Below are 26,955 nucleotides of genomic sequence, written 5' to 3'. Positions count from 1 at the left end.
TTTCACGACTGCATTGTCTAGAATTGTCTCCAACTGTCACAAAACACCCTGACGAAATAAGCTCCGCACTTTCGTTACAAAACAAATACTTAGATAAGTTTACCGCCCGAAATAAAACCTATTTCCGGCTAAGATGTCATTAAGACTTGGGTGCCTAGACTGCTGCAGGAATTGCGAGGAGGCTACCCAAATGAAATTCACGACTGCCACGGTTTCTGCCATTGCGCTGACCGTTTCCACCGGCGCTGCCATCGCCGACACCGTCACCATCCTGGCTGCAGATCTGCCGCCCATGGTCTACGCTGACGGCTCCGGCCGCGAGGCCGAAATTGTCACCCGTGTGATGGAACACTGCGGCCATGAGGTAAACTACGTGGTGCAACCCTTCACACGTCACTGGGCCACCTATGAAGGCGGCACCGGCGACGCCGTGATGACTGTGCCTCTTGGCATGCCCATGGATGGTGCTCAAAGCGCGCCTTACATCTCATATCAAAACGGCGTGTCCTACCTCGCCTCTTCCGGCAACACATTTGGCGCGCTCGATGATCTCGCCGGCCTCAGCATCGCCGCCTTTGAAGGCGCTTCCGGTATCCTGCCGGGCCTATCAGACGCGCAAGGCTCCTTTGGCTCTTACCGGGAAATGGCCGATCAGGAGACTCAGTCCAAACTGCTGTTTGGCGGCCGCGTTGACGGCATTTTGGGTGACGGCATGCTCTTTGCCGCCTACGCCGCCAGCCTGCGTGAGGCCGGTTCCTCCGCAGGTGTAGACGCCAGCCAACCGCTGGAATTCCGCGCCATCTTTGAGCCCTCCAACTACGCCATGAACTTCCGCGATCCTGAGATGTCCGTGGCCTTTGACAGCTGCTTCTCCGAACTGGACGCAGACGGCACCATTGCGGCGATCAACACCAAGTGGATCGACAAATACCGAGACTCGCTGGCCGACAACTACCTCTCCATGTGATCCGCCAGCTCGCTAATCACATCCCCATGTGATCCCGTGGTGCCTAGCTGTGAACTGTCCCTCCATCCGGGCACCACACATTCCCTCTCTCCAAAAAGCCGCCTGTTTAATCACAGGCGGCTTTACGGTTCTTGTGCCCTGCCTCTTCCCACCGCCGCACACCCCTGCCATAATGCGCAGCAAGCAACACAAAAAAGAGCAGCCCGCGAATGCCCAACGACCTTCTGGCCGAAACACAGCCGACCGATTACGACGCCTCCTCTATTGAAGTCCTTGAGGGGCTGGAACCTGTCCGAAAACGGCCAGGCATGTATATCGGCGGCACGGACGAACGCGCCCTGCACCACCTCGTGGCCGAAGTGCTCGACAATTCGATGGACGAAGCGGTTGCAGGCTTTGCCAATCGCATCGAGGTAGAGCTGCACGAAGACTACTCGATCACCATCCGCGATAACGGCCGCGGCATCCCGGTGGACCCCCACCCGAAGTTTCCGGACAAATCCGCATTGGAAGTCATCCTCTGCACCCTGCACGCGGGCGGCAAATTCTCCGGCAAAGCTTACCAGACCTCGGGCGGTCTGCACGGCGTAGGCGCCTCGGTTGTGAACGCGCTGTCGGATCTGATGGTTGTGCAAGTTGCACGCGACAAGAAACTGTTTGAACAACGCTTCTCACGTGGCCTGCCACAGGGCCCCGTGGAACAAGTTGGTGCTGCCCCCAACCGGCGCGGCACCACCGTGACCTTCCATGCGGATGAGCAAATCTTCGGCTCCCACCGTTTCAAACCGGCGCGCCTGTTCAAATCAATCCGCTCCAAAGCCTACCTGTTCTCCGGCGTCGAAATCCGCTGGAAAACCGCCATCGACGACGGTGAGACCCCAACCGAGGCCACCTTCCACTTCCCCGGCGGCTTGTCTGACTACCTCAAAGAAACCATGGACAAGGCCACCACCTACGCCGAGCAACCTTTTGCTGGCACCGTGGATTTCCAAGGCCGCTTTGGCGTGCCGGGCAAGGTCGAATGGGCGATCAACTGGACCCCGTCGCGCGACGGTTTCATCCAGTCCTACTGTAACACCGTCCCCACCCCCGAAGGCGGCACCCATGTGTCGGGCTTCTGGGCCGCTGTGCTCAAAGGCATCAAGGCCTATGGCGAGCTCATCAACAACAAAAAAGCCGCCTCGATCACCCGCGACGACCTCATTACGGGAGGCTGCGCGCTGGTCTCCTGCTTCATCCGCGAACCGGAGTTTGTTGGCCAGACCAAAGACCGTCTTGCCACGGTTGAGGCCCAGCGTCTGGTGGAAAACGCCGTGCGCGACCACTTTGACAACTGGCTCGCCGCAGACACGAAATCCGCTGGTGCCATCCTCGACTTCCTGATCCTACGCGCTGAAGAGCGTCTGCGTCGCCGTCAGGAAAAAGAGACCGCACGTAAGACAGCCACCAAGAAACTGCGCCTGCCCGGCAAGCTGGTGGATTGTTCCGCCACCAACCGCGACGGCACCGAACTGTTCATCGTGGAGGGGGACTCTGCGGGCGGTTCCGCCAAAATGGCCCGCAACCGCAAAACCCAGGCCCTCCTACCGCTCCGTGGTAAAATCCTCAACGTACTCGGCGCTGCCGGTTCCAAGATCACCACCAACCAGGAAATCAACGACCTGACCCAAGCGCTTGGCGTTGGGCTTGGCACCAAATTCAACGTTGACGATCTGCGCTACGACAAGATCATCATCATGACCGACGCGGACGTCGACGGCGCCCACATCGCCGCGCTGTTGATGACCTTCTTCTATACCCAAATGCGCCCAATGATCGACGCCGGCCACCTCTACATGGCCTGCCCGCCGCTGTTCCGCATCACGCAGGGGGCCAAACGTGTCTACTGTGTCGATGAGGCGGAAAAAGACATGTGGCTTGAAAAAGGCCTTGGCGGCAAAGGGCGCATTGACGTGTCCCGCTTTAAGGGTCTTGGGGAAATGGACGCCAAAGACCTGAAAGAGACCACCATGGATCCTGAAAGCCGCAAGCTGATCCGGATCACCATCGACGAAGACGAGCCCGGCGAAACCGATGGGTTGGTGAATGACCTGATGGGCAAAAAGCCGGAAAAACGCTTCCAGTACATTCAGGAGAATGCACGGTTTGTGGAGGAGTTGGATGTTTGAGTGAATGACCTTATTTGAAGCTCAACACCTTTCTCCAGAAGACGAAACCCGCGCGCGCAAGTCTGTATTTGCGAGCGCATCTACTACGCTCATTTTTGCAGCACTTCAGATTAACCACACAAGCGTTGATTTGTTCGGCTTTTCGTTCAGCTTTTCGCAAGAAGAAATTGTGGGAGTGTTGCGTCTCGTAACCGCCTACCTGCTGTTGGTGTTTTGTCTAAGATTCTTACCAGGGGCAAATCGCAGCATTCTTCAACTGCTTTATGATCGCAACAGCGCGAAGGCGGCCAAAGAAATTTCGTTTCACTATGAAAATCTAGTTTCCCATGGCGAACCCTCCATTCATTCCAATATAGATCTTTTCGAGAGTGAAAAGGTCGAAATTGAGCACAAACTCAAGCAACTTGAAATAAGGTTCAAGAAAGCAGACGGAATTGTAAGTACACTACCCGGACTTCTACTAGACTACATTCTGCCAATTGCCTTTGGAGTGTCGGTTGTTCTGTGGCCCGACTGGGGGCGAATGGTCCTTATCCCGCTCGCCGTTGGGTTGCCTTAAAAACTCGGCTCGCTATCGCTCAGAAATACAGCGCCTGACCCGAGGGTGGGTGCGGAACGCGCCCTCCCTCGGGTCAGGGTCGGGCGCGGCGGAATGCCTTGCATTCCGCATTGGGTTGCGATGCACGAAACCGCCTGCCAAACTCCCCCCATGCGCCCTGCCCTTGCCCTGATACTCGCCCTCCTGCTGCCCGTCACTCAGACCTCGGCCCAAGCCCGCAAGGACTCCGCCCGGCATCAAAACAACTTCATGTCCCCGGAAAGCCAGCAGCGCTCCAATCAGCCGTCTTTGAACACCAACAAAGGCACGCACCAATGGGGGCAAAAGCAGCCGCGCACGGAACTCTTCTGTGACCAATACGCCCGCGCCGCCGCTGGTATGCGTGGCCGTGTGCAAGGCGGACAAACCGGCACACAACTGGGCTACGGCCTCGGCTACATCGGCACTCGCGATCACCGCTATCACCGCGACGCGCTTGGCACTGCCGTGATCGGCGGCGCCATCGGTTCCGCCGCCGGAGCCGCGCAGGATCAGAAGTTTTATGACTTCCACTTCACCGAATGTATGAACGGCGGCCGTTTGGTCACCACACCAAAATAACCCGCGCCCACACGGCCCTTTGATCCCTGTTTCAATGTAAACCGCCTAAAGTCCTCCCATGGCGGACTTTATTCACATCTATCAATTGCCCCTGATCGGGCTTTGTTTTGGCCTCGGCAGCATTGGCGCGGTGCTGCTGTTCAAATACGCCCATCGCTCCAAGGCCTGGGAAGTGGCTGACGTGATCTGGGTGGCCTTGGGGGGCATTGGGGCCGTGGTCGCCATCGCCGTCGGCATCTACCAAGAGGACAGCACCGCGCTCAACCGTCAGGTCACCGTGGCCTACACCGCCAGCCGCAGCTTTGACACAGACGCCGCCCGCTTCCGCCTGCGGTATTGCGCCCATCTGGCAGACACAGACCTCACAACGCTCTGCGAAAAGGTCGAATACCTCTCCGCCAGCTCCGCGGGCAACACCGCCCTGCCCCTGTTTCTATCGGTGACCGAACGCGCCACTCCACTTGAGGGCTTCACCCTGCTGTTCACCGGAAGCCGCGAACGCGCCGCCATGGAGAAAGCCGCCGCCGAGCTCGACATGGCCGAATTCCTCGCCTTTGACACCCGCGATGTGCCCACCGTCATGGCGCTGGAGGCGATCGAGCCCTATCGCCCGGATGTGGCCGCTGACTATCGCGTGCTGGCGCTGACCTATGATCAGCTGATCGACGACATCGACGCGCTGCATTCCGCCTGGATGTTGTTGCAATCCGGGCGCGGCCTTCTGATCCTGCAAATCATCGCCCTCTGCTTGGTGGCGTTTGCGGCACCTTTCCGCTTGGGCCGCACAATCGACAGCCTTCTGTGATTTCCCACCTTGCCACCACAAGGCGCTTTGCTAGTCTCCACACCATGCGCATCTGGCCCGTTTTCTTCTGTCTCGCTTTGATCTCCTGTGGCCGGTCCCTGACCGAAACGGAACAGGCATTTACCACCGACGTGCTGGGCGCCACCATCGACACCAAACCGATCCGCATCACCAAAAACGCGCCGCTCGGCATCCAGACGTGGGAGTATGAAAAACGTCCCCGCCTCGCCTGTCGCGAACGCATCAATCCAGAACCCAAAGAGGAAACCATCACCGCCACCGCCGCTGGTGTTGTGCTCTATGAGCACGTCTACACCTCCCGCGATTGGTCGGTGCCGGACTACGTACCCAGCTACCCCGAGAAGCTGCACCTGACAGCGGCCATGTTCTTTGCCCACGAAATGGTGCACGTCTGGCAATGGCAGAACCGCGAGATCACTGGCTACACGCCGTTGAAGGCCGCGCAAGAACACAAAAACGGCGCTGACCCGTATCAGTTCGAAGGTGCCTCGGCCGCAACCTTCCTGGACTACGGGTACGAGCAGCAGGCGGCTGTGGTCGAGGAATACCTCTGCTGTTCCCTGCTCGATCCAGAGGCACCGCGCACCGAACGGCTCAAATCTCTGCTCTCGCCGCATTTCCCGGTCAAAAATCTACCCCGTCCAGACGCGGTGGTGCTGCCGTGGAAAGACGCACAGGTTAAGAATATCTGCCGCTGATCGGTGCAAAAATCGCCACAGCTGTAAAACAGTCGCAATACAGACACTTTACCGACGTGGATTTTGCCAACAAAAAAGGGGGCCGAAGCCCCCAATTAACCTTATTGAATCGATGTTTACTTATAGCCAAACGCGCTGTTCGGGATCAGCTGACGCTTGCCTCCCGGCGCTTTCCACTCACTTTCGAGGCACGCCGTTCCCTCTTTCTGCCAGTATAACACCTTGAAATCATACCATCCTGCCGAGGGCACATTGACCTTCGGCCGCCCGACACTGGCACAAGGCGTGATCTTGTTCAGCTTCGCCACCGACTTGCCGCCAATCCAGATTTGCGAGCCATCATTGCTAAAGAATTCAAGGTCATAGACCCCGGGCTTATCAAACTTGATATACCCATTAATGTCCGCAACCACCAAAGTAGCCTTGCCCGACGTCAGCACCGGTGCGCCCTGCCCTTTGTCTGGAAAATTCAATCCAGGCAATGGCTTACCGGGTTTGGACCACTTGATCTTGGACTTCGCTTGCGACAGGTTCCGCACGTTACGCTCGCCGGTGAAGTAGTTGACCTTGAGCCCCCGCTTCACACCCGTTGGCTGCGGATTGGCTGGTGTCAGATCAATCACCTGCGCCGAAACAGCCCCTCCGATGAAAATAGAAACAGCGGCCAAAGCACTGACAATAATAGATTTCACAACCAAACTCCTCGCGTCATGGCGTTTGGACACAGCCTAAAACCAACGCCCCCCAATGAGCAAGTCACAGTTACGAGGAAGAGAGAGAAGTCGCTTGTTTTGGCCTATGCAGGCTGCGCGTCGTCAACAACCGACAGGAAATCTTTCCAGGCTGAAAAATGGACATCGTGGGGAATCTCCGCAACGGGTGACTTACGATAGCCCTCTGTAAACAAAGCAAAAGTCACGCCAGCCCGCTGCGCCGTCTCCGCATCTACTTCGCTGTCACCGACATAAAGCACGTCCCCTATCGGCCTGCCCCCAATGGTTTCCAACAGCGGCAGCGGATCAGGCTTTCTCTTTTCAAAAGAGTCTCCCCCAACAACAACGTCGAAGTATTTGACTAGATCCAGCCCCTCCAGAACATGCATCGCCGGCTCCCTCGGCTTGTTGGTGCAAACCCCCATCCGCACGCCCTGCGCCGACAAAGCATCCAGAACTTCCCGCACTCCGTCATAGGTCACGGTGTACGCGGACGTCGACGCATTGTAGATTTCCAGTACCCGCGCGCTCAGCCGAGAAAACTCTGCCTCTTCAATCTGAAAATGCGCCATTACCCGCTGTACCAGAACCGGTAAGCCATTGCCAATAAAAGAAATAATAGCGGGCAAATCCAATTCTTCCAAACCTTCTTCCGCGAGCATCTTGTTCACAGAGGCACGAATATCTGGCGCGCTATCCACTAGTGTGCCGTCCAAATCAAAGATCACCGTCTGCATTTTTGCTGCTCCCACGTCAAAGGCTTTGCCGGATTTCAAGCACGCGCGCTCACAAATGAAAAGCGTCAATTCTTCCGAACGGCCAGCCACACTAGCGCTGCTGACTTTTCTGGGATACCGTAGAATACAATTCCAGTTTCAAGAAATGCCTGAAGGTCACTATGTCCTACATCGACAACATCCGCACCTTTGTCCGCGTCTACGAACTTGGCAGCATGTCTGCCGCAGCCCGGGACCAACGCATTTCCGCAGCGGTGGCCTCTTCACGTATTTCCCAATTGGAAGAGTATCTTAGCGTGCGACTGTTTCACCGTACCACGCGACAGCTCAACCCGACAGAACAAGGCAATACGTTTTATGAAGGCGCTTGCAAAATCCTTGAGACAATTGATGAAGCAGAAGCCGCAGTGAACTCCATCACACAAAGTCCACGTGGTCTTTTGCACATCGCCGCGCCGCTTGGCGTCGGCCGCCGACTGATCGCGCCTTTGATTCCGGAGTTCAAAAAGGAATACCCACTGATCGATTTGCGCCTGCGCTTGTCTGACAGAAAGCTCGACCTCACCGCCGAAGGCCTTGATGTCGCTTTCTTTTTGGGCGTTCCAGAAGACAGCACTCTGCGCATTCGCAAAATTGCAGATTGCCCCCGCGTTCTCTGCGCCTCGCCGACCTACCTGTCAAACCGAGGCACCCCCACCTCAGCTGAAGAGCTCACAAACGGCACCCACGACTGCCTCAATTTGCGGTATCCTGGCGCGCCGGAATTTCAATGGCCTTTGGAAACAGCAGAAGGAACACGTCGCTACGCTGTAAAAGGACCGTTTGAGTCTGATGACGGGGATGTGCTGACTGATTGGGCTTTGGAAGGCTATGGCATCACTCTGAAACCCGTGTTTGAAATTGCCGAACACTTGTCATCTGGCGCCTTGGTGCCGGTATTGACGGACACGCCACCCATGCCAATTCAAATGGCCCTGCTTTACACTCATCGCCGCCACCAAGACCCTAAGACCAGGCTATTGATTGAGTTTATGACCCCACGCGTACAGGCTGCACTGAAGGAAAACCAAGCTGTCGCAAAGACCTAGCGATTGAGTCAAAAACGCTTTCCCTCTGCAAGCGCCTTCCCCGGCAACAACTCTTTCAAGAAAAATTGGAAAGTCACGCCGCGTTTTATAAGCTAAAACGAAGCAATCACGGATCAGGGGAGAATTGGCGTGATGCGCTATGCACGGGACATGCGGGGCTATGGCCCTAAGCCACCACACGCACAATGGCCCAATGACGCCAAAGTTGCTGTGCAATTTGTACTAAACTACGAAGAAGGCGGCGAAAACTGTGTGTTGCACGGGGATGCAGCCTCCGAGGCGTTTCTCTCCGATATTCCAGGCGCAGCGCAATGGCAGGGCCAGCGGCACTGGAACATGGAGTCGATTTACGAATATGGCGCGCGCGCCGGTTTTTGGCGTTTGCACCGCCTCTTCACCGGCAACGACATTCCTGTGACTATCTATGGCGTTGCCAGTGCACTGGCGCGTAACCCTGAACAGGTCGCAGCGATGAAAGCCGCCGATTGGGAAATCGCCAGCCACGGCCTCAAATGGGTCGAACACAAGGACATGCCAGAAGAGGAAGAACGAGCTTCCATCGCCGAGGCCATCCGCTTGCACACGGAAGTGGTCGGCGATCGCCCCCGCGGCTGGTACACTGGACGCTGCTCTGAAAATACCGTCCGGCTTGTCGCTGAAACTGGTGCTTTCGACTATATCTCAGACACTTACGACGACGACCTCCCCTATTGGCGCGAATATGGGGACCGCGACCAGTTGATCATCCCTTACACTTTGGAAGCCAACGACATGCGGTTTGCAACGGCTCCGGGTTGGGTGACGGGACAAGATTTTTTCACCTACCTCAAAGACGCCTTTGACGTGCTTTATGCCGAAGGCAGCGAAGGCGCGCCAAAGATGATGTCCATCGGGTTGCACTGCCGGTTGATTGGCCGTCCGGGCAAACTCGCCGGATTGGCGCAGTTCCTTGAGTACATTCAAGGCTTTGACGGCGTATGGACCCCGCGCCGTATTGAGATTGCGGAGCACTGGGCCCAGACCCATCCGCACACTCGGATTGAACAACCAAGTCAAATGGAGCAATCCCGTTTTGTGGAGCTGTACGGCGGTATTTTTGAGCATTCCGCCTGGATAGCGGAACGTGCCCATAAGTTGGAATTAGGCCCTGCACATGACTGTGCTGCAGGCGTTCACAATGTTCTATGTCGTGCCTTCCGTTCAGCCAGTGACGAAGAGCGCCTTGGCGTTCTGAACGCCCACCCGGATCTTGCCGGAAAGTTGGCTGCAGCCGGTCGGTTGACTGCAGAAAGCACATCTGAACAAGCGGGCGCAGGTCTCGATATGCTCACCGACGCGGAACGCGACCAGTTCACGAAACTGAACAATGACTACGTCGCCAAACACGGCTTTCCCTTCATTATTGCAGTGCGTGACCACGACAAAGCTTCGATCATGGCGGCCTTTGAGCGCCGGATCGGGAATGACAGCGACACCGAATTTACGGAAGCGTGCAAACAGGTTGAGCGTATTGCCGAATTCCGCCTAATGGATCTTTTGCCGTGACCGAAATTGTTATTCAGCCACTAACAGCGGAAGCCTTTGCGCCGTTTGGCGACGTGATCACCCTCAAGCCTGAAGCCGATAAAATCATCAACCAAGGCATGTGTGGCCGTCACCACGACTTGGCAGAGATGGACTTTGCCGATGGACGCGCTGGCATCAGCTTGTTTAATGCGCAACCACGTAGCCTCCCCTACATTCTGGATATGGTGGAGCGGCATCCGGACGGAAGTCAGGCTTTCATTCCGATGACCGAACACGCATTCCTTGTGATTGTTGCCAAAGATTTGGGCGGCAAGCCGGATACACCCGTGGCGTTTCAGACGCAGCCGGGACAAGCCATCAACTTCCATCGCAACACATGGCACGGCGTTTTGACCCCGCTTGCAGCCCCCGGCCTTTTTGCTGTGGTGGACCGCATTGGTGACGGTGCCAACCTGGAAGAATTTTGGTTCGACACAGCTTACCAAGTTGTGGCGGATCAAAACCAACGGTCAGGTATCCCCTGACCAAACCGCCCTTAAGTCGCTCGAAAAATGAAGCGGCGGGGCTCTACGACCGACAGGAGAAGGACATGGCTGACACTATGACAGCTCAGGAAACACAAGGGACCGGACAATACTCCGATCCAAACGTCACGCCCCCATTGGGGCAGGCAATCCCACTGGGATTCCAACACGTTCTGGCAATGTTTGCCTCAAACGTTACCCCATCCATCATTGTGGCCGGAGCGGCTGGCCTCGCTTTTGGTGGTGCTGAACAGGTTTATCTGATCCAGATGGCCATGCTGTTCGCCGGCATCGCAACTTTGTTCCAAACCGTGGGTATTGGCCCTATCGGCGCGCGCCTGCCAATCATGCAAGGCACCAGCTTCGCCTTTGTTGGTGTTCTGGCCGGTGTTGCCGCCACTCAAGGTCTCAGCGTTGCTCTGACCGCCTGTATCATTGGTGGTGTCATCCACTTCGCGCTTGGCTCTGTGATTGGCAAATTGCGCTGGCTGTTCCCGCCATTGGTCACAGGTCTAGTGATCTTGGCTATTGGTCTCTACCTGATTCCAGTGGCAATCAAATACGCTGCAGGCGGTGCTGCGCAGTTCCAAATGGAGGCCGAAAGCTTTGGCTCCTTGAAGCATTGGACTGTCGCCCTGACGGTTGTCATCGTCGCGTTGATCCTAAAGTTCTTCACCAAAGGCACGCTTTCTAGCGCAGCCATTCTTGTTGGCATGATCGCAGGCTATGTCGTCGCCTATTTGTCCGGCATGGTGAACTTCGGCGCCGTAGCCAAAGCATCTTGGGTGACAGGGATCACACCTCTGCCCTATGGCTTTGAATTCAGCCTTGGCGCGGTCATTGCTGTAACGCTGGTATCGATCGTTTCCGCCATTGAGACCGTCGGTGATGCCTCCGCAACCGCCAAAGCAGGCGCAGGACGTGACGCAACGGATGCGGAAATCCAAGGCGCAACTTATGCAGACGGACTTGGCACTGCAATTGCTGGCGTCTTTGGCGGCCTGCCAAACACATCCTTCTCGCAAAACGTGGGCATTGTCGGCATGACAGGCGTGATGAGCCGCCACGTTGTGACCATCGGCGGCATCATCCTGATCCTTTGCGGTCTGATGCCAAAAGTGGGCGCCGTGATTGCGTCCATGCCTTTGCCAGTACTTGGCGGTGGTGTGATTGTGATGTTTGGCATGGTGGCATCCGCTGGCTTGAACATGTTGTCAGAAATCCAGATGAACCGCAGAAATATGGTGATCATCGCGGTGTCTCTGGCTGTGGGTCTAGGTCTGAACCTTGTGCCAACAGCTGTGCAATACCTGCCGGGTGTTGTGAAAACGCTGATGACGTCTGCAGTGGCACCAACTGCGCTGTGCGCGATTGTGCTGAACCTGGTTCTTCCTCACGAAGACTGACAAACTCTTTAATTCAAGTGACTTACAGGGACCTTCGGGTCCCTGTTTTTTTGTCTGAAAACTGCGCTACACTCCCCCAATATCCTTTTGACCGAGCCTTGCGCCACGCGCATGGGACCCATGCATTTGGCGCACTAGCTTAATTGTTTAATATTAAACTATAAGGATCGAAACGCGGATTTCAGTGGAGGAGACGCCGCATGGCGAATGAATTTCCAGACATCGACCCGATAGAATCCCAAGAATGGCAGGACGCCATTGAGGATGTCATCGCACGGGACGGACCGGACAGAGCGCATTACCTGCTCGACAAAGCGGTGCAGCAAGCCCGCGCGGCCGGCGCGACGCTGCCGTTCTCGGCGACCACGCCCTACCAGAACACCATCCCAACCGACGATCAGGAAGAGTTCCCTGGCGATCTGGACATGGAATGGCGGATTCGCACCATCAACCGCTGGAACGCCATGGCGACCGTGGTACGCCGTAACAAAGTGAGCAGCGAATACGGCGGGCACATCGCCTCCTTCGCCTCCTCTGCAGTTATGTATGATATAGGTCTGAACCACTTCTGGCGCAGCAAATCTGCCATCCACGGCGGCGACCTCGTATTCTTCCAGGGGCACGTGATCCCTGGCATCTATGCGCGCTCCTTTATGGAAGGCCGTCTGACTGAAGAGCAGCTGGAAAACTTCCGCTCGGAAGTAGATGGTGGCGGCCTGTCTTCTTACCCACACCCTTGGCTGATGCCGGACTATTGGCAGTTCCCAACCGTCTCCATGGGTCTTGGCCCACTGATGGCGATCTACCAAGCGCGGTTTATGAAATACATGCACAACCGCGGCCTGATCGACATGGCCGACCGTAAGGTCTGGTGCTTCCTTGGTGACGGCGAGATGGACGAACCGGAAAGCCGTGGCGCCATTGACCTCGCCGCGCGCGAGGGCCTCGACAACCTGATCTTTGTGGTGAACTGCAACTTGCAACGCCTTGATGGCCCGGTGCGTGGCAACCACAAGATTGTGCAAGAGCTCGAAGGTGACTTCCGCGGCGCAGGCTGGAACGTGATCAAGCTGCTGTGGGGCAAAGGCTGGGATGAACTGCTGGAGAAAGACACCTCTGGCAAGCTACGTCAGCTGATGGATGAAACCGTTGACGGCGACTACCAGACCTTCAAATCCAAAGACGGCGCCTACATTCGCGAGCACTTCTTTGGCAAATACCCAGAGACCGCCGAACTGGTGAAAGACTGGACCGACGAACAGATCTGGTCCCTGCGTCGTGGTGGTCACGATCCGCAAAAAGTCTACACCGCCTTCAAACGCGCCAGTGACACCAAAGGTCAACCGACCTGCCTGTTGGTAAAAACCGTTAAAGGTCACGGCATGGGCACCGCTGGTGAAGGCCAGAACACCACCCACCAGCAAAAGAAAATGAACGAGGATCAGCTGCGCGCCTTCCGTGACCGCTTTGAGATCCCGGTCAGCGACGAAGACGTGGGTGACGCGCCGTTTGTGAAACTCAACAACGCGCAGAAGGCTTATTTGGCGGACCGCCGTAAAGCACTTGGTGGGGAATTCCCGAAACGTGAGAGCCAATCGCCCAAGCTGGAAATCCCGTCGCTGGACAAGTTTGCGGCGCAACTCAAAGGCACAGGCGATCGCGAGATTTCCACGACTATGGCCTTTGTACGCATTCTGACCACCCTTCTGCGGGACAAGCAGATTGGCCAGAACATCGTGCCGATTGTACCGGATGAAAGCCGCACCTTTGGCATGGAAGGCCTGTTCCGTTCCGTCGGGATTTATAATCCAGAAGGACAGAAATACACGCCTCAAGACGCCGATCAGATGATGTACTACAAGGAATCGACCAACGGTCAGGTTCTGCAGGAAGGCATCAACGAAGCCGGCGCCATGGCGGATTGGATTGCGGCAGCCACCGCCTATTCCAACCATGGCGTGCCGATGATCCCGTTCTTCATCTACTACTCGATGTTTGGCTTCCAGCGCATTGGCGATCTGGCTTGGGCCGCAGGCGACAGCCGAGCGCGTGGCTTCATGCTGGGCGGCACCGCTGGCCGGACCACGCTGAACGGTGAAGGCCTGCAACACGAGGACGGCCACAGCCATATCCTTGCAGGCACCATTCCGAACTGCATCTCCTATGACCCGACCTTCCAACACGAGGTCGCTGTGATTGTGCAGCACGGCATGAAACGGATGTATGAAGATCAGGAAGATGTGTTCTTCTACCTCACACTGATGAATGAAAACTATGCCCACCCGGATATGCCGATGGGCGTGGAAGACGAGATCATCAAAGGTCTCTACCGTTTCAAAGAGGTAAAGAAACCGTCCAAGAAGCACGTCACGCTGATGGGCTCCGGCACCATTCTGGTGCAGGCAATGAAGGCGGCTGAGATGCTTGAGGCAGACTTCGGTGTGACATCCGAAATCTGGTCGGCCACCAGCTTCAACGAACTGGCACGGGATTGTCAGGATGTGGCCCGCCACAACCGCTTGAACCCGCTGGCGGAGCCGAAACTGTCCTTTGTGGCACAGCAGCTTGCGAAAGCCAAAGGCCCTGTGATTGCGGCGACCGACTACATGAAGAACTATGCGGAACAGATCCGGACCTGCGTTCCGGGCAGCTACACCGTGCTGGGCACCGACGGGTACGGCCGCTCCGACAGCCGCGTGAACCTGCGCCGCTTCTTTGAAGTCGATGCCAACCACATCGCAGCTGCGGCCATGGTGGACCTCTACAAAGAGGGCTCCTTGGCCCAAAAAGACCTTGAGGCCGCACTGGCCAAATACGACATCGACGGCGCCAAGCCGAACCCGCGCCTGGTGTGATCGGGAAGAGAGGAGAATTAGCAATGGCAATTGAAGTCAAAGTTCCCGACATCGGCGATTTCACTGATGTTCCAGTGGTTTCCGTCCTGGTGAGCACCGGTGACGTGGTCGCGGCCGAAGACCCGCTGATCGAAGTTGAAAGCGACAAGGCCACCATGGAAGTGCCATCGCCTGCGGCTGGCAAAGTGGTTGAGATCAAAGTGTCCGAAGGTGATGCCGTATCCGAAGGCTCGCTGATCCTGATGCTGGAAGCAGAAGGCGCCGCGGCCGCGGAGGCCCCTGCCCCTAAAACGGAAGCTGCCGCACCTGCCGCCGCAGCGCCAGCTCCGGTTGCCGCACCAGCTCCGGCGGCGGTGACCGATGCTGGTTTTGGCAAAACCCACGCCTCCCCATCTGTGCGCGCCTTTGCGCGCCAGTTGGACGTGGACCTGGCTAAAGTAAACGGCTCTGGCCGCAAAGGCCGTATTTTGCGTGAAGATGTGACAGCTTTCCTGAAAAGCTCCACAGCAGCGGCGCCTGCCGCCGGTGGTGCAGCGCAAGGTGGCATGGGCATACCGCCGATCCCGGCAGTGGACTTCTCCAAATTTGGACCGGTCGAAGACGTCGAGATGCCACGCATCAAAAAACTGTCTGGTCCGGCGTTGCACCGCAGCTGGCTCAACATTCCGCACGTAACCCACAACGACGAAGCGGACATCACCGATCTGGACAAGTACCGCAAAGAAATGGACACGATGGCCAAGGAAGACGGCTACCGCGTGACCCTGCTGTCCTTTGTAATCAAGGCATCTGTGTCGGCGCTGAAAGAGCATTGGGAAGTGAACTCGTCGATCCATCCGGACGGCGACAAGCTGATCAAGAAAGACTACTACAACATCGGCTTTGCGGCGGACACACCAAACGGCCTTGTGGTGCCGGTGATCAAAGATGCAGACCGCAAAGGCATTGTGGAAATCTCCAAAGATCTCATGGAGTTGTCCGGCAAAGCCCGCGCAGGTGAGTTGAAGAGCGGCGACATGCAGGGCGCGACCTTCACCATCTCCAGCCTCGGCGGCATTGGCGGTACATCCTTCACCCCGATCGTGAATGCGCCGGAAGTGGCCATCCTTGGCCTGACCCGCTCCAAAATGGCGCCGGTCTGGAACGGCGAAGAGTTTGTGCCACGCTTGATGCAACCATTGTCGCTCAGCTATGACCACCGCGCCATTGATGGGGCATTGGCAGCACGGTTCACCGTGACGCTCAAGACCCTACTTGGCGATATGCGTAAGTTGATGTGGTAAGGAGAACAAAGATGGACGTCAAAGTACCTGATATTGGGGACTTTTCCGAAGTTCCTGTGGTCTCCGTTCTGGTCTCTGTTGGCGACACTGTCGCCGCAGAAGACCCGCTCATTGAGGTCGAAAGCGACAAGGCAACCATGGAAGTGCCATCACCCGCCACTGGCGTTGTGAAAGACATCAAAGTGGCCGAAGGCGACGCTGTTTCTGAGGGTAGCCTGATCCTTGTTTTGGAAGTTGAAGGTGCTGCTGAGGCGCCAAAGACTGCCGTATCCGAAGCGCCTTCTGCGCCACAAGCTGTTGCTGCAACCGGTGCCGCGACAGGCGCTGGTGATGTTCATGCCGAAGTTGTTGTTTTGGGCTCCGGCCCAGGTGGCTACACAGCGGCGTTCCGCGCAGCGGACCTCGGCAAAAAGGTCGTGCTGATCGAAAAGGACAGCTCGCTTGGTGGTGTCTGCCTCAACGTAGGTTGTATTCCTTCCAAAGCGCTGCTGCACTCGGCCAAGGTGATCACCGAGGCTGAGGAAATGGCGGAACATGGCGTCAGCTTCGCCAAGCCTGAGGTTGACCTCGACAAGTTGCGCGGTTGGAAAGAAAGTGTTGTTAATCAATTGACTGGCGGCCTTGGCGGATTGGCCAAGGCGCGTAAAGTGCAGGTTGTGAGCGGCTACGGCACCTTCACTGGCCCTAACATGATCGAAGTCGACAATGACGGCGAAAAATCCACCGTGAGTTTTGACCAATGTGTCATCGCCGCCGGTTCTGAGCCTGTCACCTTGCCCTTCATCCCGCATGATGATCCGCGCGTGATCGACAGCACCGGTGCGCTGGAGCTGGAAGATGTGCCAGAGCGCCTGCTGGTGCTCGGCGGCGGTATTATCGGCCTGGAAATGGCAACCGTGTATGATGCGTTGGGCTCAAAGGTGACCATCGTTGAGTTCATGGATCAGATCATTCCTGGCGCGGACAAAGACGTTGTGAAACCGCTGCATAAGCGGATTGAGGGACGGTATGAGGCCATCCTAACCAAAACCAAAGTCACTGCAGTTAAAGCAACGGACGCTGGTCTTGAGGTCATCATGGAAGGCCCCAAGGGCGAAGTGGTTGATACCTTTGACAAAGTGCTTGTTGCGGTGGGCCGTCGTCCAAACGGGGCGAAGGTCAACGCGGCGGCGGCTGGTGTGGCTGTGGATGAGCGTGGGTTCATTGCGGTTGATAGCCAGCAACGCACTGGTGTGCCTCACATTTTTGCCATCGGCGACGTGGTTGGGCAGCCTATGCTGGCCCACAAGGCTGTGCATGAAGGCAAAGTTGCCGCTGAAGTTGCTGCGGGCCACAAACGTCACTTTGATGCGCGCGTAATCCCTTCTGTGGCCTACACCGATCCTGAGGTCGCTTGGGTGGGTGTCACAGAGACACAGGCTAAAGCCGAAAGCATGAAGGTTGGCAAGGGTGTGTTCCCTTGGGCGGCTTCTGGTCGCTCTCTGTCTCTGGGCCGCTCTGAAGGGCTTACCAAGTTGATTTTCGACGAAGAATCCGAGCGCGTGATTGGTGCGGGGATCGTTGGTCCCAACGCTGGTGACCTGATTGCGGAGGTGGCTTTGGCCATCGAAATGGGCGCGGATGCGGTTGATTTGGGACACACCATTCACCCCCACCCAACGCTCAGTGAGACCATCAACTTTGCCGCCGAGATGTTTGAAGGCACGATCACCGACCTGATGCCACCGCGCAAAAAGAAGTGATCTTCACCTGATCCGAAGATAACGCGCCGCAGGCCTCTGCGGCGCGTTTTTTGTTGGCCTGTTAACCGGCGATTCCAAGGCTGTTTTGACGTCGGTATTTTGTCTGTATCGCGACTGTTTTGCGGAGGTGCGTTTTTTCAGAGACCAAAACCGCGCAACGGTTAACGCAACGCCCGTTGCGCGAAGCCTTAAAAGCCTTACAGCGGCCAGAAGAATGGGATCAACGCGGAGGCCAGAATGCCAATCGACAGATTGAGTGGAATGCCCACGCGCATGAAGTCGGTGAACTTGTAACCGCCCGGCCCAAAGACCAGCATGTTGGTCTGATAGCCGATCGGGGTGGCAAAGCTTGCCGAGGCCGCGATCATGACGGCCACCACAAGCGGACGCGGATCGACGCCAATGGCTTGCGCCAATCCTACAGCAATTGGCGTGACCACCACGGCCACCGCGTTGTTGGACACCAGTTCAGTCAAAACAGAGGTCAGCAGGTAGATCGCCCAGATCAACAGGAACGGCGGCAGGCCTCGCAGCGCCGGGGCAAGGCCATTCACGATCAGTGACACGGCGCCGGAATGCGAGAGCGCGGCCCCGATGGCAAGCATGGCGAAGATCAGTGACAGCAGACGGCCATCCACAAAGGAGAACGCCTCATCCGCGTCGATGCAGCGGGTCAATAAGACCACAGCCACGGCCAAAATGGCGAGATACAGGATTGGGGCAACCCCCATGCCTGCGAGGATCACAATGCCAACCATGGCCCCAAGGGCAATCGGGGCATGACCCCGGCGATATTCCCGCTCCGACGGCTGAGACACATCGACCATGTCCATATCGGTGGCCAAGCGCTGAATATCTTCGGGTGCGCCTTCCAGCAGAAGCGTGTCGCCAACGCGCACCACCAGCTGATCCAGTTGTTGACCGATGTTCTGATTCCGACGGTGCACCGCCAGAGGATAAACACCATAGCGGCGACGCAGGCGCAGTGCTCCCAAACGGCGACCAACCATCTTGCAGCCGGGCGTGATCAGCGCTTCTACGGTAGTGGTTTCCACCGCCCCGACCTGATCCAGACGTTTCAAAGACTTGTTTCGTTGCAGGCTAAGCAACTCTGTCATTTTGGTGCGCAGAACGACACGGTCGCCGACCTGGAGCGTGACCGCGCCAAGGTTGCGACGCAGCGAGGTATCACCCCGGATCACGTCAACCAGACGCACGCCGTCGCGCTTAAACAATTGCACGCCAGTCACTTCCCGACCAATCAAGTTGCTCTCCGGCGGGATAACCGCTTCGGTGAAAAACTTCATTTGACTGCGGTTAGACAAAAGATCCGCCATGCTGGCGCGTTCCGGCAGCAAACGGCGGCCAAAAAAGTAAAGATACGCCATGCCCCATGCGACAATAATCAGGCCCAGAGGCGTGACTTCAAAGATGCTGAACGGTTCCAAACCTTGGTCGCGGGCCACACCATCAACCAGAAGGTTCGTGGACGTCCCGATGAGGGTCAACGTCCCCCCCATGATTGCTGCATAACTCAATGGGATTAAAAGCTTAGACGCCGATGTTCCCAGCGTACGTGCCAGTTGGGTGAACACCGGAATCATAACCACCACCACAGGTGTGTTGGAGACAAATGCCGAAGCGATGACCACAAAGCACAATAGGACCGTGATCGCGATTTGTGGACGTTCTTGAGCCTGCCCGTCCGCCAAGGCGGTAAAGACCGACAACGCACCTGTGCGCACCAAAGCGCCCATGACAATGAACATCGCCGCGATGGTCCACGGGGCTGGATTGGACAGAACCCCAAGCGCAGCTTGGTAAGGCAGCACGCCCAAAAACAGAAGAATTGCCACGCCGCCGATGGCCACAACCTCGGTAGGATACGCTTCGCGCAAAAACAGCACAAACATGCCCAATACAGTGAGAAGGGCCAAAACCGCCTGTGTGGTCTGCGAGAATGCAAAAAGGTCCATACTAAGTCCGTTGTTACCAGCGGCCAACGTTTAGCATGAAGGCCCTGTTGGGCAACAGATTTTCCGCAGATGTATCATAGTGTTCGGATCGCTTCAGGCTGCGTTGAAGCGCATATGCAGCCACGCCATCCCCCTGATTGCAGATCGTTTGGATTTTGGCTGCGATCAATGGCGTCAGCTGGGGCCAGATTGGCTCAACCGCCCACCCTGTCGCACCATTTCGATCCGGGTTGCAGCGCCTGTGCGGTCATCAGTCTCCACGTAGACACCAGAGAGCGTGGCCTCGCCCAGCGCTGGCGTGAAGCGCGATTTTGGCATGCCGGTCACAAAGCGGCGCATGGGCTCTTCTTTCTGCATGCCAATCACCGAGTTGTAATCCCCACACATGCCAGCGTCTGCCTGAAACGCGGTGCCGCCGGGCAGGATCTGAGTATCAGCGGTTGGCACATGGGTGTGCGTGCCCACAACCAAGCTCACACGGCCATCGCAGTAATGCCCCATGCCCATTTTCTCAGACGTGGCTTCGCAGTGCATGTCGACAATCGCCGCCTGCACCATGCCCCCGCGGGGATGCGCGCGCAGCACCTGGTCTACAGCCGAAAACGGGTCACTATAGGGTTGCTTCATGAACACCTGGCCTAGGGCCTGCGTCACCAGCACCTTACGCCCAGCGCGGGCGGTGAACACACGAAAGCCTTTGCCCGGCACATCTCCACGGGCAATGTTCAGCGGGCGAATGACACGCGGCTCGTTCTGGATGAACTGCAACATGTCTTTTTGGTCAAAGGCGTGATCGCCCAAGGTGATACAATCTGCGCCCGCATCCAGAAGCGTCTTGGCGTGCGCCCCCGACAAGCCCATGCCATTGGAGGCGTTTTCGCCGTTCACAACAACAAAATCCAGCCGCCAATCGTCGCGCAACTTCGGCAGGCGTTCCACCACAGCCGCACGTCCCGCGCGGCCCATCACATCACCAAGGAAAAGCATTTTCATGCAGACGGTCCTAGGACGGAGTTCCCTGCTTGGCAAGAGTGTGATCAGCGGAATGTGGCGTAACATCGCGGTGGCGCGTGTGGTCCCCTCTTGTCCCACACCAATCAGGCGATATCTTATACCGGAACTGACAACACAGGATGATTTTCATGAAAGCAATTTTGACAGTGGCCGCCGCTGGTGGATTGGCCGTCCTCGCGGGCTGTGATGAGTATAGCGCGCCCAACCAAGCAACAGATGCAGCCAACCCTGCCGCGACCTTCTGTATCAACCAGGGGCATGGTTACGAAATCCGCAAAGACGCGGAGGGCAACGAGTACGGTGTCTGTAAGTTCAAAGGTGGCGGCGAGCAGGACGCTTGGGAGTACTTCCGGACCAATGCCACTGGGGCAAATCCGGACCTCTAAGGTTTAGAACTCGATGATGCGGCTTTCCGTAATCATCATGTCGAGAGGCTGATCGGTGTCTTCCAAAGGCAAGTGGTCAGCCTCTTGTGCATCAAAGGCAAAGCCGATTGCCAATGTGGCGCGGCGGGCTCGTAGGCGTTCCAGCGTGCGGTCATAGAAGCCCCCGCCATAGCCCAGTCGCCCGCCTTTGATGTCAAAGGCCACAAGCGGCACAATCACTATCTCCGGTTCGAAGAACTTGTCTTCCGTAGGCACTTTTGCGCCAAACGGGCCATCACGCAGAGCGCAGTCCGGTTCCCAGCGAGAGAACTCCAAAGGCATGGCTTCGCCTTGGATCACCGGAACACCTACGGGACCATGGGCCGAGGCCTCAGCCATCGCGGCCAGAGGTGAGATTTCGGTGCGGATCGGCATATACCCGGCCAGTGGAACCCCACGATACCCGGCAAGAACTTCAGAGAGATGCGCCGATTGGCCGGGGCCAGCGTTGGCAAAGGCGTCTTTGCGACGGGCAAAAGCCGCTTTACGGGCGGCAGCTTTTAGGTGGGTGAGATCCATTGGCCTCTCCTATGGTTACAACAGCACGTAGGCAGACAGGCCCAGAAATAGAAAGAACCCCACCACATCGGTTACGGTGGTGACAAAAGGTCCGGAGGCCAAGGCCGGGTCGATGTTTATGCGCTCCAAAGCCATGGGGATCAGGATGCCGCCCAGCGCAGCAGCAATCTGAGTGAGGAACATCGCCACGGCAATCACCAGCGCCAGCATCGGCACCCCAAACCAGACACCGGCTACCCCTGCCATGATCAGACCAAACAACGCACCGTTGAGCGCCCCCACGGATACCTCCCGCCGGATCACCCGCCAGGCGTTCTGCGCGGTGAGGTCTTTGGTGGCGAGTGCACGCACGGTCACGGTCATGGTTTGCGTACCAGCGTTCCCCCCCATAGAGGCGACAATGGGCATCAGCACGGCCAGCGCGACCATCTGATCCACGGTGTCCGCAAAGAGGTTGATCACCCCAGAGGCCAGAATGGCGGTGAGCAAGTTCACAAACAGCCAGGTGGCACGGCCCTTGGCAGCATCAAGGATGGTGTCAGACAGGCTGGCCTCATCACTCACACCCGCCATGCGCAGGATGTCTTCTTCGTGCTCCTCATCGAGCACCACCATCGCGTCATCAATGGTGATCACCCCTACAAGCCGCTCATCCTCATCCACCACCGGGGCGGAGATCAGGTGGTACTGATTAAATGCATAGGCCACGTCTTCTTCGTCCTGCGTGGCGGGGATAATCTGAAACACCTCTTCCACCAACTGTGTCAGTGGCAGATCACGATGTGAGGACATCAGCTTGCCCAAGGTGACATTGCCCACTGGCTTCATGCGCGGATCGACTAGGATCACATGATAAAACTGCTCTGGCAATTCCTCGGCGTTGCGCAGATAGTCGCTTGCCTCGCCCACCGTCCAATGTTCCGGCGCACAGACAGTTTCGCGCTGCATCAAACGGCCAGCGGTGTTTTCTGGATAACTCAGCGCCTGCTCAACCGCGACCCGGTCTGCATCCTCAAGCGTTTCGAGAATGGCTTCCTGCGCGGGTTCGTCGAGATCCTCAACGATGTCGACAATATCGTCGCTTTCCAGATCACGCACAGCCTCAGCCAACACATCAGGCTTGAGAACCGCCATAACCTCTTCGCGCAGACCGTCGTCCAGTTCCGACAGGATATCGCCGTCAAACTCTTCCCCGTAGAGCTGGACAAGGCGGCGGCGGTCAAACGGGTTGATCTGCTCCAGAAGGTCGGCAATGTCTGCCGGGTGCAGCGGCTCGGTCAGCTCGATCAACGTGTGGCGGTCCTGCGCCTCCAGTGCGTAGAGCACGCCAGCCACAAGTTTCTTTGAGAGAGTGTAGTCTTCGCTGTCGGCTTCGGGCGCGGTCTGCAACTCAGTGTTGGGCATGACGCGCTCCCTTCTTGGCGATGGGCCAGTTTGTGTGGCCTTGGACTTGCCACGGACCATAGAGTAAATCAAAGCTAAGACTCAATGGGACACGACCGGTTGGAGCCGAAAAAAGACCCGCCCTCAAGAGATTGGAGAAAATCATGTGCGCACAGACCCTACTGCTTGGGCAAACTCTGAGCTTTGCTGCCAATCCGTTTGAGGCGGGCGTAGACGCGGCGCGCCATGAGACCCGTGGTGGGGTTGTTGTAGAGCGCGGCCGCATTGTGGCGCTTGGCACCGCAGACGACATGCGGGCTGCCTACCCCGCTGCGGACGTGGTCGACTATGGCGACAAGCTGATCTCTGCGGGGTTTGTCGATGCCCATGTGCATTACCCGCAGACCGGCATCATTGCGAGCTGGGGCAAGCGGCTGATTGATTGGCTCAACAGCTACACCTTCCCCGAAGAGATGCGTTTTGGGGATCGGGCCTATGCGGATCAGATATCTGCCACCTACCTGGACCTCACCGCCAAACACGGCGTGACCACCATGGCGAGCTACTGCACCATTCACCCGGAATCGGTGGACGCCTTTTTTGAAGCGGCACAAGCGCGCGGGCAGCGGGTGATTGCGGGTAAGACCTGTATGGACCGCAACGCACCTGAGGGCCTGCGCGACACACCGCAGAGCGCCTACGACAACAGCAAAGCCCTGATTGAACGCTGGCACGGCGTGGACCGGATCAGCTATGCCATCACGCCTCGGTTTTCGCCAACTTCTACGCCGGAACAGCTTGAGGCTCTTGGCACCCTTTGGGCGGAGCATCCAGACTGCCTGATGCAGACCCATTTGAGTGAGCAAACCGACGAAATAGCCTGGGTGGCGGAGCTGTTCCCTGAGGCGCGGGATTATCTGGACACCTACGAGAAATTTGGCCTCTTGGGCGAGAAAGGCCTCTATGGCCACGCGATCCATCTGGAAGACCGCGAAAAGGATCGTTTGCGCGAGGTTGGGGCGGGTTTGATCCACTGCCCCACCTCCAACACCTTCATTGGCTCAGGTCTGTTTGACATGGGGGGACTGATGGCCGCAGGCCAGCGGGTCGGCTTGGCCAGTGACACAGGCGGCGGGTCCAGCTTTTCTATGCTGCGCACCATGGCGAGTGCTTATGAGGTTGGACAACTGCGGCATAACCCGCTGCACGCAGCAGAGCTGATGTGGCTGGCAACTCAAGGCTCCGCACGGGCGCTGCATATGGAAGACAAAATTGGCAATCTGGCTGTCGGCATGGAGGCCGATCTGGTGGTGCTGGATCTGGCAAGCACACCTGAGATTGCACAGCGGTCCGCACGGGCCAATGACCTATGGGAGGCGCTGTTCCCCACCATCATGATGGGAGATGACCGCGCCATCGCGGCCACCTGGATCAACGGCAAAGCAGTTTAAGAACCTTCATTTGGCCTTAAATATCCTCGCCGAAGGCCCTGGAGGACAGGCGCCGGAGGCGGATGGCCGAGGCATCAGACTGCGCCTCAGGCGCTGTCCGCCTAAAACGCCTTAAACGTCAGCGTGGTCAGCGTCCGTTCGACGTCCGCGATATCCAGCATATGGTGGTTGATGAACTTGCCCACATCCTCACCTTCGGGGATGTAGAGCTTCATCAGCAGGTCGTATTCGCCGCTGGTGGAATGCAGCTCGGAGTGGATTTCTTTCAATGCGATCTCTTCGGCCACACGGTAGGTGGTGCCGGGTTTGCAGCGGATCTGGATAAAGACGCAGGTGGTCATAAAAGCCCTCATGTCGGTTTGGGGGTAAGCTGGCACAAATGCCACCCTGACCACAATCGCAAACTGCGCCCCCTTGGCCCGCGCGGGCGGGCTGCCTATAAGGTGGCCGACTATCAGCGAAGGATGACCAGATGCGTCAGGCAAGCGTGAGCCGCACCACTGCGGAAACCAAGATCACCGTGGAGATCAACCTCGACGGGACCGGCACTTATGACAATTCGACCGGCGTGGGCTTCTTTGACCACATGCTGGATCAGCTGTCGCGCCACAGCCTGATTGACATGACCATTCGCGCCGAAGGGGATTACCACATCGATGATCACCACACGGTGGAAGACGTGGGCATTTCGCTAGGCCAAGCTTTGACGCAGGCTTTGGGCGATAAAAAGGGCATTCGCCGCTATGCCACCTGCCACTTGCCGATGGACGATGCGCAGGTGCGGGCGAGCTTGGATCTGTCCGCACGCCCCTTCCTGATCTGGAACCTGGAGATGCCAACCCAAAAGATTGGCACGTTTGACACCGAGTTGGTGCGGGAGTTCTTTCAGGGCTTTGCCACTCACGGCGGGATCACCCTGCACGTGGATCAAATCCACGGCTTCAACAGCCACCACATTGCCGAGGCGACATTTAAGGCCGTGGCACGCGCGCTGCGCGAAGCGGTGGAAGTGGACCCGCGCAAGGCGGATGCCATCCCATCCACCAAAGGCGCGCTGTAAGGCAGCTCACAATCCAAGACATGAAAAAGCCCGCCTCGCGCGGGCTTTTTGTGCTTAAGCAGGTTGTGCGGAGCTTGGGGCAATCTCTCGTCGGATCAGCCATTCCGCCACAAACATATTCGGCACCCAGCAGGCCCAGCAGATCAGCGGATAAGCTGTGTCAAACCCCACTGTGAGTTCCCCTATGGGCAGGTACAGTCGCAAAGTGACCGCTGCGAGGGTCAAGGCAGCAGAGCGGATCATCCACCGTCGATGCGCGGAGATATCGCGTTGGATGGCCAAATAGACCGCAACCGCCGTGGTACTGAGCCAGGCAAAAGCCAGCCCCGCCAGACCGGCTGCCGCCACTGGACCCTCTTCGGTTTGCAACGCCAGGAAGAAACCGGACAGGCCGGACAGCAGGATCATCAGACCGTAGAGCCGCCCCAACCAACGATGCAAGTGTGGGCGGCGCAGGCGCAGTTTGGTGTTGAACATCACCGGCAGCAAAGCCAATGCCACAGGCGCCAATGCGATATGACCATAAAGCAAGACCGGCCGCTCCAGCGCGTGGTGCAGCATGATCGGCATCACCACGGCAATGTCGGCGATCAAAAACCGCATCGACGCCAAGGCGATGGCAATGGCGAGGACCCAGATCACAGGCAGGCTGCGTGGCAACAACGGGCGTTTGGGGATGGGGTACATTGGAGACTCCACTCAATTTTGACACTGTAAAGTTAATCTTGACACTGTAAAAATCAGAACGGCTTGACACTGTCAAGTCACGGCGTAGTGTGCGCCCATGAGCACAGCAAAAACCCGCCACCACCACGGAGACCTCAAACGCGCGTTGATTCAGGCGGGTATCGATCTGCTGGAAGAAGGCGGGTTGGAAGCGTTGAGTTTGCGCAAATGTGCTGCCCGTGCTGGCGTGTCCCACGCGGCACCCGCACATCACTTTGCGGGTTTGCCGGGATTGATCACCGCCATTGCCGAAGAAGGTTTTGACATATTTTCCAAATACATGACGGACGCCATTCATGCGGGCGAGCAGACTGATCGAGAACGGTTGCGTGGTATCTGCCGCGGGTATTTGCAGTTTGGTTTGAGCCACAGTGGCTTGCTCAAAGTGATGTTTGGGGAACATGGCTTAGGCGTGCATGTGCCACGCAAAGACAACCGCGAAGAGGCCGAAGCTTACCTCATTCTGCGCGGGGTCTGCGCGCCGTTTGTGCCGGAGGGCGAAGACCCGCATATCGTGGAGGCACAGGTGTGGTCACTGATTCACGGCTTCACCCTGCTCTACCTTGGGGGTGAATTTGGCTGCGCCGACACGCCGATTGAAGACAGCCCGTTTGAGGCGGTCATGGCGCTGATTGACCGGATTGGCACACAGGCCAAGGCCTAAAGCACAGCCCTGCCCCACACCCTCTTGACCCGCGCCGTGTTTCG

General features: G+C 57.3%; 25 protein-coding genes. 17 read left to right on the top strand and 8 right to left on the bottom strand.

Annotation, left to right across the window (positions count from 1 at the left end; translation table 11 throughout):
* Positions 1-190: 190 nt before the first annotated feature.
* The 6 genes from Q0955_RS03090 (at position 191) to Q0955_RS03065 (ending at position 5,818) form a co-directional block, all read left to right on the top strand.
* Positions 191-967, top strand: coding sequence for a transporter substrate-binding domain-containing protein (locus Q0955_RS03090; protein WP_299419745.1), 777 nt, complete (start codon positions 191-193; stop codon positions 965-967).
* Positions 968-1,176: 209 nt separating this feature from the next.
* Positions 1,177-3,135, top strand: a complete 1,959-nt coding sequence (gene parE, locus Q0955_RS03085; protein ID WP_299419743.1) for a DNA topoisomerase IV subunit B — start codon at positions 1,177-1,179, stop codon at positions 3,133-3,135.
* A 4-nt stretch (positions 3,136-3,139) separates the two neighbouring features.
* Positions 3,140-3,694, top strand: coding sequence for a hypothetical protein (locus tag Q0955_RS03080; protein WP_299419740.1), 555 nt, complete (start codon positions 3,140-3,142; stop codon positions 3,692-3,694).
* A 150-nt stretch (positions 3,695-3,844) separates the two neighbouring features.
* A complete protein-coding gene (locus tag Q0955_RS03075; RefSeq protein ID WP_299419738.1) occupies positions 3,845-4,294 on the top strand; it encodes a hypothetical protein in 450 nt (149 codons plus the stop codon).
* Between the two features lie 58 nt (positions 4,295-4,352).
* On the top strand, positions 4,353-5,099 hold the full coding sequence (locus Q0955_RS03070; protein WP_299419735.1) for a hypothetical protein: 747 nt from the start codon (positions 4,353-4,355) through the stop codon (positions 5,097-5,099).
* Positions 5,100-5,143: 44 nt separating this feature from the next.
* A complete protein-coding gene (locus Q0955_RS03065; RefSeq protein ID WP_299419733.1) occupies positions 5,144-5,818 on the top strand; it encodes a hypothetical protein in 675 nt (224 codons plus the stop codon).
* Positions 5,819-5,934: 116 nt separating this feature from the next.
* On the opposite strand, the gene Q0955_RS03060 is transcribed toward Q0955_RS03065, so the two are convergent.
* Positions 5,935-6,510, bottom strand: coding sequence for a PA14 domain-containing protein (locus Q0955_RS03060; protein ID WP_299419730.1), 576 nt, complete (start codon positions 6,508-6,510; stop codon positions 5,935-5,937).
* Between the two features lie 104 nt (positions 6,511-6,614).
* A complete protein-coding gene (gene gph, locus Q0955_RS03055; protein ID WP_299419727.1) occupies positions 6,615-7,268 on the bottom strand; it encodes a phosphoglycolate phosphatase in 654 nt (217 codons plus the stop codon).
* Between the two features lie 161 nt (positions 7,269-7,429).
* Between gph and Q0955_RS03050 the strand changes: the two genes are divergently transcribed.
* The 7 genes from Q0955_RS03050 (at position 7,430) to lpdA (ending at position 17,693) form a co-directional block, all read left to right on the top strand.
* Positions 7,430-8,356, top strand: coding sequence for a LysR family transcriptional regulator (locus Q0955_RS03050; protein ID WP_299419725.1), 927 nt, complete (start codon positions 7,430-7,432; stop codon positions 8,354-8,356).
* Between the two features lie 129 nt (positions 8,357-8,485).
* Positions 8,486-9,901, top strand: coding sequence for an allantoinase PuuE (puuE, locus tag Q0955_RS03045; RefSeq protein WP_299419722.1), 1,416 nt, complete (start codon positions 8,486-8,488; stop codon positions 9,899-9,901).
* Positions 9,898-10,407 carry an ureidoglycolate lyase gene (locus Q0955_RS03040; RefSeq protein WP_299419719.1) on the top strand — a complete coding sequence of 170 codons (510 nt, stop codon included), beginning with the start codon at positions 9,898-9,900 and terminating at the stop codon, positions 10,405-10,407. The genes puuE and Q0955_RS03040 overlap by 4 nt, the downstream gene beginning before the upstream one ends.
* A gap of 65 nt (positions 10,408-10,472) precedes the next feature.
* Positions 10,473-11,813 carry a nucleobase:cation symporter-2 family protein gene (locus Q0955_RS03035; RefSeq protein ID WP_299419716.1) on the top strand — a complete coding sequence of 447 codons (1,341 nt, stop codon included), beginning with the start codon at positions 10,473-10,475 and terminating at the stop codon, positions 11,811-11,813.
* Positions 11,814-12,013: 200 nt separating this feature from the next.
* Positions 12,014-14,668 carry a pyruvate dehydrogenase (acetyl-transferring), homodimeric type gene (gene aceE / locus Q0955_RS03030; protein WP_299419712.1) on the top strand — a complete coding sequence of 885 codons (2,655 nt, stop codon included), beginning with the start codon at positions 12,014-12,016 and terminating at the stop codon, positions 14,666-14,668.
* A 23-nt stretch (positions 14,669-14,691) separates the two neighbouring features.
* Positions 14,692-15,951, top strand: coding sequence for a dihydrolipoyllysine-residue acetyltransferase (aceF, locus tag Q0955_RS03025; protein WP_299419710.1), 1,260 nt, complete (start codon positions 14,692-14,694; stop codon positions 15,949-15,951).
* Positions 15,952-15,962: 11 nt separating this feature from the next.
* A complete protein-coding gene (gene lpdA / locus Q0955_RS03020) occupies positions 15,963-17,693 on the top strand; it encodes a dihydrolipoyl dehydrogenase (protein WP_299419708.1) in 1,731 nt (576 codons plus the stop codon).
* A 197-nt stretch (positions 17,694-17,890) separates the two neighbouring features.
* On the opposite strand, the gene Q0955_RS03015 is transcribed toward lpdA, so the two are convergent.
* Both Q0955_RS03015 and Q0955_RS03010 read right to left on the bottom strand, forming a co-directional pair.
* Positions 17,891-19,669: an SLC13 family permease gene (locus tag Q0955_RS03015; RefSeq protein ID WP_299419705.1), complete on the bottom strand. Its 1,779-nt coding sequence runs from the start codon at positions 19,667-19,669 to the stop codon at positions 17,891-17,893.
* 174 nt (positions 19,670-19,843) lie between these two features.
* Complete coding sequence (locus Q0955_RS03010; protein WP_299419703.1) at positions 19,844-20,662, bottom strand: TIGR00282 family metallophosphoesterase; 819 nt, start codon at positions 20,660-20,662, stop codon at positions 19,844-19,846.
* Positions 20,663-20,811: 149 nt separating this feature from the next.
* On the opposite strand from Q0955_RS03010, the gene Q0955_RS03005 reads away from it, so the two are divergent.
* The gene (locus Q0955_RS03005) at positions 20,812-21,069 is read left to right on the top strand and encodes a DUF333 domain-containing protein (RefSeq protein WP_299419700.1); all 258 of its coding nucleotides are present in this window, start codon (positions 20,812-20,814) and stop codon (positions 21,067-21,069) included.
* 3 nt (positions 21,070-21,072) lie between these two features.
* Here the strand turns inward: Q0955_RS03005 and Q0955_RS03000 are convergent, their stop codons facing one another.
* Positions 21,073-21,627 (bottom strand): 5-formyltetrahydrofolate cyclo-ligase, encoded by a 555-nt coding sequence (locus tag Q0955_RS03000; RefSeq protein WP_299419697.1) that lies wholly within the window; start codon positions 21,625-21,627, stop codon positions 21,073-21,075.
* A gap of 15 nt (positions 21,628-21,642) precedes the next feature.
* Positions 21,643-23,031, bottom strand: a complete 1,389-nt coding sequence (mgtE, locus tag Q0955_RS02995; protein WP_299419695.1) for a magnesium transporter — start codon at positions 23,029-23,031, stop codon at positions 21,643-21,645.
* A gap of 143 nt (positions 23,032-23,174) precedes the next feature.
* On the opposite strand from mgtE, the gene guaD reads away from it, so the two are divergent.
* Positions 23,175-24,461, top strand: coding sequence for a guanine deaminase (guaD, locus tag Q0955_RS02990; RefSeq protein ID WP_299419692.1), 1,287 nt, complete (start codon positions 23,175-23,177; stop codon positions 24,459-24,461).
* Between the two features lie 101 nt (positions 24,462-24,562).
* Here guaD and Q0955_RS02985 read toward each other — a convergent pair whose 3' ends face one another.
* The gene (locus Q0955_RS02985; protein WP_164641951.1) at positions 24,563-24,802 is read right to left on the bottom strand and encodes an Lrp/AsnC ligand binding domain-containing protein; all 240 of its coding nucleotides are present in this window, start codon (positions 24,800-24,802) and stop codon (positions 24,563-24,565) included.
* Between the two features lie 131 nt (positions 24,803-24,933).
* On the opposite strand from Q0955_RS02985, the gene hisB reads away from it, so the two are divergent.
* On the top strand, positions 24,934-25,521 hold the full coding sequence (gene hisB, locus Q0955_RS02980) for an imidazoleglycerol-phosphate dehydratase HisB (RefSeq protein ID WP_299419689.1): 588 nt from the start codon (positions 24,934-24,936) through the stop codon (positions 25,519-25,521).
* 54 nt (positions 25,522-25,575) lie between these two features.
* Here the strand turns inward: hisB and Q0955_RS02975 are convergent, their stop codons facing one another.
* Positions 25,576-26,208 carry a DUF2306 domain-containing protein gene (locus tag Q0955_RS02975; protein ID WP_299419687.1) on the bottom strand — a complete coding sequence of 211 codons (633 nt, stop codon included), beginning with the start codon at positions 26,206-26,208 and terminating at the stop codon, positions 25,576-25,578.
* 97 nt (positions 26,209-26,305) lie between these two features.
* Here Q0955_RS02975 and Q0955_RS02970 point away from each other — a divergent pair, with 97 nt between their 5' ends.
* Complete coding sequence (locus Q0955_RS02970) at positions 26,306-26,911, top strand: TetR/AcrR family transcriptional regulator (protein ID WP_299419684.1); 606 nt, start codon at positions 26,306-26,308, stop codon at positions 26,909-26,911.
* Positions 26,912-26,955 lie beyond the last annotated feature (44 nt).

The organism is uncultured Shimia sp., from assembly GCF_947493595.1.
Lineage (GTDB): Bacteria > Pseudomonadota > Alphaproteobacteria > Rhodobacterales > Rhodobacteraceae > Shimia.
The sequence above is the reverse complement of the archived record's forward strand: the minus strand, read 5'-3'. Positions and strand labels throughout refer to the sequence as shown.

Bases quoted from the DNA above. Each gene is read 5' to 3' on its own strand.
- parE (WP_299419743.1), top strand. From the start codon at position 1,177: ATGCCCAACGACCTTCTGGCCGAAACACAGCCGACCGATTACGACGCC.
- Q0955_RS02970 (WP_299419684.1), top strand. From the start codon at position 26,306: ATGAGCACAGCAAAAACCCGCCACCACCACGGAGACCTCAAACGCGCG.
- Q0955_RS03005 (WP_299419700.1), top strand. From the start codon at position 20,812: ATGAAAGCAATTTTGACAGTGGCCGCCGCTGGTGGATTGGCCGTCCTC.
- Q0955_RS03065 (WP_299419733.1), top strand. From the start codon at position 5,144: ATGCGCATCTGGCCCGTTTTCTTCTGTCTCGCTTTGATCTCCTGTGGC.
- guaD (WP_299419692.1), top strand. From the start codon at position 23,175: ATGTGCGCACAGACCCTACTGCTTGGGCAAACTCTGAGCTTTGCTGCC.
- lpdA (WP_299419708.1), top strand. From the start codon at position 15,963: ATGGACGTCAAAGTACCTGATATTGGGGACTTTTCCGAAGTTCCTGTG.
- Q0955_RS03000 (WP_299419697.1), bottom strand. From the start codon at position 21,627: ATGGATCTCACCCACCTAAAAGCTGCCGCCCGTAAAGCGGCTTTTGCC.
- gph (WP_299419727.1), bottom strand. From the start codon at position 7,268: ATGCAGACGGTGATCTTTGATTTGGACGGCACACTAGTGGATAGCGCG.
- Q0955_RS03050 (WP_299419725.1), top strand. From the start codon at position 7,430: ATGTCCTACATCGACAACATCCGCACCTTTGTCCGCGTCTACGAACTT.
- aceE (WP_299419712.1), top strand. From the start codon at position 12,014: ATGGCGAATGAATTTCCAGACATCGACCCGATAGAATCCCAAGAATGG.
- Q0955_RS03035 (WP_299419716.1), top strand. From the start codon at position 10,473: ATGGCTGACACTATGACAGCTCAGGAAACACAAGGGACCGGACAATAC.
- Q0955_RS03090 (WP_299419745.1), top strand. From the start codon at position 191: ATGAAATTCACGACTGCCACGGTTTCTGCCATTGCGCTGACCGTTTCC.
- mgtE (WP_299419695.1), bottom strand. From the start codon at position 23,031: ATGCCCAACACTGAGTTGCAGACCGCGCCCGAAGCCGACAGCGAAGAC.
- Q0955_RS03075 (WP_299419738.1), top strand. From the start codon at position 3,845: ATGCGCCCTGCCCTTGCCCTGATACTCGCCCTCCTGCTGCCCGTCACT.
- Q0955_RS02975 (WP_299419687.1), bottom strand. From the start codon at position 26,208: ATGTACCCCATCCCCAAACGCCCGTTGTTGCCACGCAGCCTGCCTGTG.
- aceF (WP_299419710.1), top strand. From the start codon at position 14,692: ATGGCAATTGAAGTCAAAGTTCCCGACATCGGCGATTTCACTGATGTT.
- Q0955_RS03010 (WP_299419703.1), bottom strand. From the start codon at position 20,662: ATGAAAATGCTTTTCCTTGGTGATGTGATGGGCCGCGCGGGACGTGCG.
- hisB (WP_299419689.1), top strand. From the start codon at position 24,934: ATGCGTCAGGCAAGCGTGAGCCGCACCACTGCGGAAACCAAGATCACC.
- Q0955_RS03015 (WP_299419705.1), bottom strand. From the start codon at position 19,669: ATGGACCTTTTTGCATTCTCGCAGACCACACAGGCGGTTTTGGCCCTT.
- Q0955_RS02985 (WP_164641951.1), bottom strand. From the start codon at position 24,802: ATGACCACCTGCGTCTTTATCCAGATCCGCTGCAAACCCGGCACCACC.
- Q0955_RS03070 (WP_299419735.1), top strand. From the start codon at position 4,353: ATGGCGGACTTTATTCACATCTATCAATTGCCCCTGATCGGGCTTTGT.
- Q0955_RS03080 (WP_299419740.1), top strand. From the start codon at position 3,140: ATGACCTTATTTGAAGCTCAACACCTTTCTCCAGAAGACGAAACCCGC.